At 42.6% G+C, this 9,779-nt stretch carries 12 protein-coding genes and 1 pseudogene; 6 read left to right on the forward strand and 7 right to left on the reverse strand.

The window, feature by feature from the left end:
• Positions 1-53 precede the first annotated feature (53 nt).
• The 3 genes and pseudogenes from RIC07_RS29805 to RIC07_RS29815 all read right to left on the reverse strand — a co-directional run.
• Complete coding sequence (locus RIC07_RS29805) at positions 54-1,196, reverse strand: hypothetical protein (RefSeq protein WP_446397671.1); 1,143 nt, start codon at positions 1,194-1,196, stop codon at positions 54-56.
• A gap of 1 nt (position 1,197) precedes the next feature.
• The gene (locus RIC07_RS29810) at positions 1,198-2,799 is read right to left on the reverse strand and encodes an AAA family ATPase (RefSeq protein ID WP_446397672.1); all 1,602 of its coding nucleotides are present in this window, start codon (positions 2,797-2,799) and stop codon (positions 1,198-1,200) included.
• A 197-nt stretch (positions 2,800-2,996) separates the two neighbouring features.
• Positions 2,997-3,122 (reverse strand): annotated as a pseudogene (locus tag RIC07_RS29815) (tRNA dihydrouridine(20/20a) synthase DusA); the annotation flags it as partial.
• Between the two features lie 182 nt (positions 3,123-3,304).
• On the opposite strand from RIC07_RS29815, the gene RIC07_RS29820 reads away from it, so the two are divergent.
• Positions 3,305-3,529, forward strand: a complete 225-nt coding sequence (locus RIC07_RS29820; RefSeq protein WP_446397673.1) for a hypothetical protein — start codon at positions 3,305-3,307, stop codon at positions 3,527-3,529.
• Positions 3,530-3,733: 204 nt separating this feature from the next.
• Here RIC07_RS29820 and RIC07_RS29825 read toward each other — a convergent pair whose 3' ends face one another.
• The 3 genes from RIC07_RS29825 to RIC07_RS29835 form a co-directional block, all read right to left on the reverse strand.
• Positions 3,734-4,432, reverse strand: a complete 699-nt coding sequence (locus RIC07_RS29825; protein WP_446397674.1) for a hypothetical protein — start codon at positions 4,430-4,432, stop codon at positions 3,734-3,736.
• Between the two features lie 33 nt (positions 4,433-4,465).
• Entirely contained in the window at positions 4,466-5,149 is a 684-nt protein-coding gene (locus RIC07_RS29830; protein WP_446397683.1) for an actin-binding WH2 domain-containing protein, read from the reverse strand.
• Positions 5,150-5,404: 255 nt separating this feature from the next.
• Positions 5,405-5,563, reverse strand: coding sequence for a hypothetical protein (locus tag RIC07_RS29835; protein WP_446397675.1), 159 nt, complete (start codon positions 5,561-5,563; stop codon positions 5,405-5,407).
• On the opposite strand from RIC07_RS29835, the gene RIC07_RS29840 reads away from it, so the two are divergent.
• Positions 5,543-6,073, forward strand: a complete 531-nt coding sequence (locus RIC07_RS29840; protein ID WP_446397676.1) for a hypothetical protein — start codon at positions 5,543-5,545, stop codon at positions 6,071-6,073. The genes RIC07_RS29835 and RIC07_RS29840 overlap by 21 nt on opposite strands.
• A gap of 52 nt (positions 6,074-6,125) precedes the next feature.
• Here RIC07_RS29840 and RIC07_RS29845 read toward each other — a convergent pair whose 3' ends face one another.
• The gene (locus tag RIC07_RS29845; RefSeq protein WP_446397677.1) at positions 6,126-6,329 is read right to left on the reverse strand and encodes a hypothetical protein; all 204 of its coding nucleotides are present in this window, start codon (positions 6,327-6,329) and stop codon (positions 6,126-6,128) included.
• A gap of 88 nt (positions 6,330-6,417) precedes the next feature.
• Here RIC07_RS29845 and RIC07_RS29850 point away from each other — a divergent pair, with 88 nt between their 5' ends.
• The 4 genes from RIC07_RS29850 to RIC07_RS29865 form a co-directional block, all read left to right on the forward strand.
• Positions 6,418-8,487, forward strand: a complete 2,070-nt coding sequence (locus tag RIC07_RS29850) for an S-layer homology domain-containing protein (protein WP_446397678.1) — start codon at positions 6,418-6,420, stop codon at positions 8,485-8,487.
• On the forward strand, positions 8,474-8,623 hold the full coding sequence (locus RIC07_RS29855; RefSeq protein ID WP_446397679.1) for a hypothetical protein: 150 nt from the start codon (positions 8,474-8,476) through the stop codon (positions 8,621-8,623). The genes RIC07_RS29850 and RIC07_RS29855 overlap by 14 nt, the downstream gene beginning before the upstream one ends.
• A 66-nt stretch (positions 8,624-8,689) precedes the next feature.
• Positions 8,690-9,340 carry a hypothetical protein gene (locus RIC07_RS29860; protein ID WP_446397680.1) on the forward strand — a complete coding sequence of 217 codons (651 nt, stop codon included), beginning with the start codon at positions 8,690-8,692 and terminating at the stop codon, positions 9,338-9,340.
• 305 nt (positions 9,341-9,645) lie between these two features.
• A partial coding sequence (locus RIC07_RS29865) for a DUF4277 domain-containing protein (RefSeq protein ID WP_446394071.1) occupies positions 9,646-9,779 on the forward strand: 134 nt, incomplete at its 3' end.

Consider the following 9,779-nt stretch of genomic DNA (forward strand, 5'->3'; position numbering starts at 1 on the left):
CTGGTAGGGGCGCACCGACGTGCGCCCAGAACACTATCTTCATGTTTATCCAATTAAGCACGAATTGGCTTCTGTGCAAAACACCAATTTGTAATCTCCTGTCCTAGATTCTCCCATTGCGAACGTAACGATGGCTCCGAACGTAACGATGGCTCAACCATCTTGGCAACTTCATGTAGCGACTTTTTCTCAAGCCAGCTAATAGTGTTATCCAATATATTCTTCCCAAAACCCAAAGACACCTTGCAAGTGCATTGACTACTTGAATGGCATACCCAATCACTAAGACAATGAATATTAATTCTACCTAAAATATTAGATTCATTATGAAGAATGTTTTCCCAGAATTTACATACATTAGCATCACTTTTACTAATTATATTTTGTAGTACCACACCTTTTTTGATATCTAAAAATAATCTTAAATCATTATTTTCAATCTCCTTTAATACTTTTAATGCTGCTTGCCTTTCTTGACTTTGTGATAATTCAGGTAAATCAGCTAAAATGGAGATAGGGATTAAATTTTCTATTTCGCGTACATCTAAAATTATAAGTCCAGCATTAATTTTATTGGAATTAGCTTGATTTTCAATTAATTTAGCAGTATCACCGAGACTACCATTTGGAGCGAATTTATCACTATCCACTAGGCAGAGACAAAAACGGTTTTGGTTTTGCTGGATTTTGCTGTACTCAGTGGCAATTGTACTTCCCCCGCCCCCTCTATGCTCACAAGCTAATTGTATTTTTATATTGTTCCATATCAGGTAAACCTTAGCGATTTTTTCATACAAAACTGCATCATTAGTATTTTCACACAGCAGTATAGTCTTCTGTACTATTTCTGAATCATTAAAAAATTTTGGAGGAACCTTAATAACTGTTTTACCCGAGTCAGAGCAAATCCGTTGTGTTTTATACTGATTGTTAACTTCAATGTACTTAGTTACAGTAGAACGATATGACTGAAACTTTGTGAAATTATTAAATGCTTTGTTGTATACATCTCTATCTGATAAAGATAAATGTGGACATTTCCTAATTTTATCTAAAGTGGGTCGATTAGAAATTACTGCATGTTTACCCTCTTTTTGTGCAAGTGCAAGCATTTCAAGGGCTTTGATTATGTCATCAGACCAAGTATTTTGTTGTTCATCTTGGCTGATCAAAGAACTATGGATATCAATCAGCATTTTATTCAAATTCCATCTCGAAGAAACCTAGGGGCCAATCAATAAGATAGCCATCTGAATCAAATTTAGAAGTTCTTGTTATTATTGATTCGTTATCTTTAGATGGCTCAAACAAAACAATATTTATATCCTCAGAATTAATTTTTTTGTCAGCAACTAAATGCCCTAGTCTGTTTACTAATACTTCACTATGGGTTTCAATTACCAAACGAAAATTGATATTTTTATCCTTAGCGGCTTTAACCGAAGCAACCAACACATCTGTTAGGATTCCCTGCAAACGAGGATGAAGATGCAACTCAGGCTGTTCTATAGCAAATACCACAGGAGTTTGACTTGTTTGTCGGTCTAGATTGCCTTCTGCGCGACGTTCTGGAGCTTCACACAGCAGCCAGAGTTGAGTAATTATAGGAAGAAGTTGAGAAAAACCAAAGCCAGTATCCGCGACATTTACGGGTTTATCTGAATCTCTAGGAATTATTTCTATAGAAATATGACCAAGGCTAGACTTAATTGACGGCTTAAATCCAAAATTCCGAAAAGTCCAGTCGGCAAAGTTTTTCATTTCTGATTCTGTTAGATTTCGCAAGAACATGGATAGATTACGTCCTTGATAGTCTACTTCATCGACTGCCAGATCTTGAGTGCGGTAATAACGTTCCGCTATAGCTCGTACTGGACCCATATATCTAATCTGCCTTGAAATTTTTCCTATAATACTATCACAATCCTCAATAATAAGTGGCACTGCATTAGCAATTATCAGATTCCTTAATCTTTTAAAAATTTCAGTATCTATTGTCCAGTTTTTAGTTTTAGTTTTCCAAGAGTTTTTAGCATATTGATTATCCTGAATGTCTTTTAACATTTCTTCAGAACTTCCCAGACCAAACGAACGTGCCATTTTCTTGATGGTTTTTTCAGAAGTACGGGGATCAGCTATTCTCTTAGTTTCCTTTATGAGCATATCCGGGATTTTGCGAAACCTCGGCAAGCGTCCTCTAATGTAAATAGGTAGACTTTCTATTTCCTCCGAAGCAGAATCTATTTCGGATTGGTATTCAGTAATGATTGGCAAAATATAGCTGTTGCTTAATTGTTGATATCTATACTTAGTTTCTGCCTTTAAAAAGTTCTCATTGTTTACATAAAATTTAGACAAATATTCATGTTCTCCAAATTCTATTTCAATAGTTGAATCTGCAAAAAAGATAGATAATCTTCTAGGTTTATTTGTTTCATTGATTTTAAAAATTTCTAAATCAATGCGAATTTCAATGGACTCTAAATATTCTTTGGTGTAAACTAACTTAGATCTAGTGTAAGGATAAAACAAATCAGATTGAAATTTAAATGAAAATAAAATACCTTGTTGTGCATTTTTTCTATGTGCATCTTCATATACGCCAAAATCCACTAGATGACCATTCCATAGAATTGGACCTGTTGTTCTAGATTCAACACTTTGCTTAAGTAAAGGTAAAACACGAAGAAAAGTACTCTTGCCTGAGCTATTTTGTCCAAGCAGAACAGTAATAGGCTTTATCTGAATAAAACCAGTATCAGATAAACAACGTAGATTTTTAATTCTGATGGAATACATTTATGCCTCTTGAAAGTATTTAAAATGCCTTGTAGACCAATCGACTATCTCTTTATTTATAAAAAATAGGGGTTGTCTTAGTGTTGATCATTTTGAGTATAATGTGGGTCAACCATAGCTTAACATATCAACTAAAATACTTGATCACTCAAACCATAAAACACCTACCGTTGACACAAAATGGGATTTAATACCTATAGCCACGCCTTCCACGCCTGTACGCTAAATTGCTGACATCCGGCTTCTGAGACAATAGGGACAGAGTTTGCCATGTCCTCGTAGCGATCGCACTCATCGATACCAATGCAATGCTTGACGGTTACAGCATTTTAACCACCGCTACACATCGATCAGGGCGGGTTTAGTTGCATCTGGGTGGGGTAAGCCAATGATAATAGTCAAACCCGCCCCTACACAAACGTTCCCGCCTTGATTGTGCCAGATGTTGTGAAAATTAGGCTACGCTTTTACCTGATCTCGTAACCCATTTCCCGTTGCACCCGCTATGAGTAACCGTTACTGGCTAAAGATTACCGAATACGTTTTCCTCACTGGTTCAGCATTGGAAATGGTTATCGCCGCCGTACCGATTACGATTACTCTGGGATTGAATCTAGCTAATCGAGGGCGATTCTATCAGAAGACTCATCAACAGACAGAAACCGCGATCGCACAACTCCAGCAACGAGTTACTAACTTAGAATCTCTCCAATCCCAACCTGATCCCTAGATTGCAGAATTACACGATGCGATCGCAAGGTTGACATCCTCAGGCTGACTGGATAAGAGTTTGAGTCGTCTTTAGACGACTTGAGCTTTTAGCCAAGAACTTGAGTTCTTGGCTGGTTGGCGGGTGTTAGGGCTTACTGAAAACGGGTTCAAAGACTTACTTTAGCGTAAAGACAATAGATTTATTTCATGATTTTATCGCAACTTACAAATCTCGCATTTGTTGCTCCACACTCATCGCAATTTGCAGCGCTTCATCGAGCAAATAACCATACTGATCCGTTGGCGGATCAAGTTCTCCCGCAACCAAACTGGTTAAATTATTCTCTAATGTAACCATCAATTCATCCGGTCGTGCCATCACCCCTTGTTTCGTGCGAATAATTTCTATCTTAATTGCTTGCAGTAAACTGTTTTTAGTTACCCGTAAAGCCCTCAATACCTTTTCACCTTCTAACGAGTTATCCCCTTGCAGATTATTTTCAGTCCGACTCAGTTGATTCAGCATGGCTAGGGATTTAACTACACGATTGTACTTATCCACTTGCCGTAACAACTTAGCTACAGATTTCCAGCGTTTTGCCTGATTCACAAGCCAAATATTTCCCAATGCCAAAATCAAGACTGATCCCGCCAAAAATAACAGAAATAAATTGGCAATGTCCGCCCCATCACTTGGCAAATTCCCCGATCGCTTCACCGCCAGAAACCCCACAGGCATAACAAAAATCAGAATTAGACCTAAACTAAAGACCTCAATAAACAGGAGCGATCGCAGATGTTGTGGATTTCGCCAAAATACCCCACGGTAAACCGTTGTCACCAGTCCCGCACTCAGATCTAAACCCCCGCTTTGCTCTAATTCCGCTGGAGTAATCGGCAATTCTGCTACATTATTTAGCATGAACGTATCTCCTGGATGATGAAATTATTTGGCTTAGTTTAATCCTAGAGCGTGAGTCAGCGTTTTAAAAATATGCACATAGAAATTACTCTCTAAGGGACGAAACAGGGCAAAGTCTTTTCCTGGATTACCAAAAAAGGGTCGCAGTGACCAACCCAACTGACTGCCAACAAAGCCGTATAGAAATAACCAAGCTTGCACAACCTTCAAATTCCGGGATTTATCCGTATCTTTAGAATGAGAATGCAGCGATTTCATGCTTTGGTAGAAAAACTGGACACCGATCACGCCAGTTAAGGCAAAAATGACGACATTGAGTAACTTGAAAAACTCGTAATCATTCACCGAGAGTAGGAAAAACAAGACCACGGGAACAAACGCCAAAAGCATGACACTGATCACTGACGTGGTGGCTAAAAGCAACACCAAATATTGGCGAAAGTTGCGCTGTGAACCCGTCACCACCTCGAAAATATATAAACTGGGCAGACAAACCAGCAGTGTGATTAAATAAAGACCCGGCAACTTAATCGCTGAACTAATCGCCTGAAGCCAATGACTCGACGCCCCAATCACCAAGCCGTACAACGCCAGAAAGGAGGCACTACACACTAACAATGAAACAATTTTACGGTCGAGTCCGATTTCCTTCTCAACCTCGGTTAAAAATGCCTTGCGATCGCGTAAAAAAGACATCAAACTGGAAAAGTGATTCATCCTATCCTCCAGGTATACCCGTCGCATCTCTACATTCCTCGACTATAACAGGAGTTTAATGGGCGTAGGGGCGCATGGCGTGGCACACCTTAATTGGTGGATTAGAATTGTAGGGGCGCACCGACGTGCGCCCGATTTAACCGTAAATCTATTCCACAATTTTAGTGCAGGAGTCAGGGCGGGTTTAGTTAAATTTAGGTGAGGAAAGCAACGATAGCCGTGAAACCCGCCCCTACACAATCAAAACGTTCTCCTTCAGCTACTGCTGGGAAAATGTACGACAATGATAGAGGTGTCTTGCTGCGTCCGTGCGATCGCCTCCGGTTCTCCCCCCAATGTAGGAATCGCCAAAAGGTAGCTAGGATGGGTACTTGCCGTGAGAATCAGTAAATCATGACGTGTGAGTATCTGCATAAGACGTTAACGGAAAATGTTTCGCTGGCGACGGCTATCAATACCGAAAAGGCACGGGCTGAGTTAATTATTACTCCTGTGCTTTTGGAGGTGCGGCGACACTTTGGGTTTAAAATTGGCTTTTTCTCGGGGTCGGAGTTCAATGTGGCTCCTAGCGCGGGTTTAAATGGATATTGTGATTATATTCTGACGGCTTCCCCAGACTCTTATGAAATTCGGACTCCTGTGCTTACTCTGGTTGAAGCTAAGAATGAAAATATTAAGTCGGGGTTGGCGCAGTGTATTGCTGAAATGATTGCGGATCAACTGTTTAATCAAAGCAACGAGGAACCGAGGGAGAGTATTTATGGGGCGGTAACGACGGGAACGGAGTGGAAATTTATGGAGTTACGCGATAAGACTGTTTTTATTGATAAACGCGACTATTTTATTAATGAGGTGAACCGGATTTTGGCAGTTTTAGCTATGCCGTTTCAGGCTAGTCCAGAATTGGTGATAGGTGATTCGTGATTAAGTAGGGGCGGGTTTTACTACTATCGTTTTTTTCTTGACCCAGATGGGACTAAACCCGCCCCACTTTTTGACACAGGGGATTGAGCCAGACATTATATAATTGGGCGGTTGAAACCGCAGCTACACAAACGTAGAAGCGTTCGCGGATTCCCTGGCTTCCAGACGCGCCATGGCACGTCTCGACAAATCTAAAATCGCTATAGGTATAGGCTACCTTAATATGAATAGCACTGACTGGCATGGTGGTGGGCATTGCCCACCCTACGATATATCAAGGGTTTCGGCAAGCCAAAAATGCTTATTTCAGTGCCATTCACCTTAATATCGGAAATTCTAAACGAATGGTTCAATCTACTCTCTATGTCAATCCAACCACAGGTCAGGATACGAATACCGGCTCTGCGGATGCTCCCTTCCGTACCTTAACCCACGCGATCGCACAAGCTACGGCTGATACCACGATTTACCTGACACCGGGGATGTACAATGCAGCTAACGGGGAGCGATTCCCGATTGTGATTCCCTCTGGGATGATTATCATCGGCGATGAATCTAGTAAAGGTAAGGATATTATCCTGGTGGGTAGTGGTGATTATAGTAGCCCCAGTTTTGGCAGTCAATCGATTACCGTTAGAGCCGATTCTCAAGCTGAACTGCGCGGGGTGACAGTGACGAATCCTGTCGCTAAGGGAACCGGGATTTGGATTGAATCCAGCGCCCCGATTATTGCAAATACTACTTTAACCCGTTGTGGTCGTGAGGGGATTTTTGTCACGGGGACGGCAAAACCGCTGATTATGGATAATGAATTAAGCGAAAATGCCTCTAGTGGTATTTTCCTGGTGCGAAATGCCAAAGGGGAACTGCGACGCAATCGCTGTCAACGGACGGGGTATGGGATTGCCCTGAGTGATAATGCGGCTCCGTTAATTGCTGATAATACGTTAATCAACAATAAGGCGGGAATTGTTCTTTCTCGCCAAGCTAAACCCGTTTTGCGCCGGAATCGGATTGAAAATAATACCAATGGGGGGCTAATTGTCAATGGGTCTGCCCAACCCAATTTAGGTAGTCGTCAAGACCCAGCCGGGAATATCTTACAAGATAATGGTGATGTTGATTTACAAAATAGTACGTCATTGACCTTAGTTTCAGTGGGCAACTTGTTAAATCCTGCCCGTATTTCTGGTGCAGTTACCTTGAGTGCAGCAGAGGTTCCCGCATCAGCACTGGGTCCAACTCAGTTTAGTGATTTGGGCAATCATTGGGCAAGTCGATTTATTCAGGAATTAGTTAAACGGGAGTTAATTAGTGGCTTTCCTGATGGCACCTTTAAGCCGGAAGCGAATATTACCCGCGCCCAGTATGCGGCGATTATTGCCCAAACGTTTAACTTACCCCGCCAGGTAGGGGCGACATCGGGTTCATTTCGCGATGTCGCGGATAACTTTTGGGCGGCGGCGGCGATTCGCAAGGCGGCGAGTATGGGATTTATCTCTGGATTCCCAGATGGCACATTTCGTCCCCAACAAAATCTGACCCGAACCCAGGCGCTGGTTTCGGTGGTGAATGGGTTGGGATTAGGGAGTGGGAATGGCAACCTACTTTTGTTTTACCGCGATCGCGCCCAGATTCCCAGCTATGCTACAGATGCTATTGCTACGGCGACACAACGGCAATTGGTGGTGAATTATCCCCGCCCTCAAGAACTCCAACCCATGCAAGCGATTAGCCGCGCCGAAGTCGCTGCCTTAATTTACCAGGCGTTAGTCTCAACTGGCGAAGCCTCGGCTATCTCATCCCCTTATATTGTTAACCCGGAGGGGTACGTTCCCTCGTTTACTGATATTCAAAATCATTGGGCGGCTGATTTTATTCGCCCTCTCGCCGGATTAAATTTGATTAGCGGCTTTGCCGATGGTAGCTTTAAACCGGATGCGCCCTTAAATCGGGCGCAATATGCGGCGTTAGTGGTGAAAGTCTTTAACCCCACACCCATCCGCCCCGCCACTCAATTTAGCGACGTTCCCGCCAACTTTTGGGCGTCAGCCGTGATTAGTCAAGCCTATCGCGGCGGCTTCCTTTCCGGCTTCCCCGACCAAACCTTTCACCCCCAACAAAGTTTACGGCGGGTTGAGTTGATTGTCTCCTTAGTCCAGGGGCTGTCGTTACCGGAGGCAGAGGAAAACCGCTTGGAAATTTACCAAGATCAAGATAATATTCCCATTTACGCCCAATCTGCTGTAGCGGCGGCTACTCAAGCCGGGATTATCGTCAATTATCCCAAACCCTCCCGGTTAAACCCGAAAAAAGCCGCTACCCGCGCCGATGCCACGGCGTTTCTGTATCAAGCCTTAGTGCAACAAGGGCGTGTCAATGCTATCAATTCCCCGTATATTGTTCAAGAATGAGGAAGCTGGGGAAGCTGGGGAAGCTGGGGAAGCTGGGGAAGCTGGGGAAGCTGGGGGAGATTGGGGAGCTGGGGAAGCTGGGGAAGCTGGGGAAGCTGGGGAAGCTGGGGGAGATTGGGGAGCAAATAACCAATGACAAATAATCAATGACAAATGACCAATGACAAATGACCAATGACAAATGACCAATGACAAATAACGAATGACCAATGAGATAGATTCAGCTATTTTTTATGCCGTGGAGTTACTCAGTCACTATGGATTTGAACTGAGGGGATATTCTGCGGCAGAATTAGTTGAGTTTTGGTTGGAAGACTATCCCGCCCAGTGGATTCGTTTGGCAGTCATTGAAGCCTTGTATCAGGGACGGTATAAGGCGATTTCGGTTGAACAAATTTTAGCCGTCTGGGGGCGACGAGAACAGCCTATCTATCGCTTTAATCATGAGTTTGAACGGTTAATTTGTCGCAAACTACCGCAAGATTTGAACGCCCCCGTTGATACAACATCCGAATCGATGTTCTTAATGGGGAGTTTCCCGGATATGTTTGAATCAAGTTCTACGGTTGCGGTGGCGGAGTCAGAGGAATTTGTTGTCACGGAATCGGCAACAGAATCTGTTGAAGCATCACCGCAAATGCCCGCCCAGCCTGAACCAGAAACGGAACGGGTTAGAGAGCGCGATCGCACACCTCCAGACCTACTTTCTCCTAATCATACCAGTCTTCCTGATCCAGTGGATGGGTCTCGTCGCGAAACTAACCACCACCCCATTGATCAATTTACGCCACCGCCTGATGATTCGGACTTTTATCTGAAACTCAAACAAGTCGCCCAACCGTTAGAGTGTTAATCCAGTCATAAGTTATAACCGAGGGGGTGATGGGGTGAAAAAGAAAGTTCTACATTAGACTGTAACTTGATATTATATATTGATTTTGCGGGGTTTTCATCGGAAACAGACAACCTGTTAAAAACGGCTTGATAAAATAATTTCATCTTTTAAAATGGTAGGGATAAAACCTACATTTCGCAGATATTTCAACAGAATTCATAGCGATGAAATTGAATAAATTAAAACCCAAAATGTTTGCCCAGTAACTATTTCAGTCGTTTTTAATGTAAAATAATGGAGTCAAAGACTAAGAGGAAAAAAGCATGAAAGAGAGTCAGGATACGCTAAAAATTGAAAATTTAGACCATTTAGGAATAGTGGCGGGAATAATAGATGAGATGGGATTGGTGGAAGAAGTGAATAAAATAGTAGGGATAAAAAAGAAAGAAACTCTTAG

Source organism: Coleofasciculus sp. E1-EBD-02, from assembly GCF_040218245.1.
In the GTDB taxonomy this organism is placed as follows: Bacteria; Cyanobacteriota; Cyanobacteriia; order Cyanobacteriales; family Coleofasciculaceae; genus Coleofasciculus.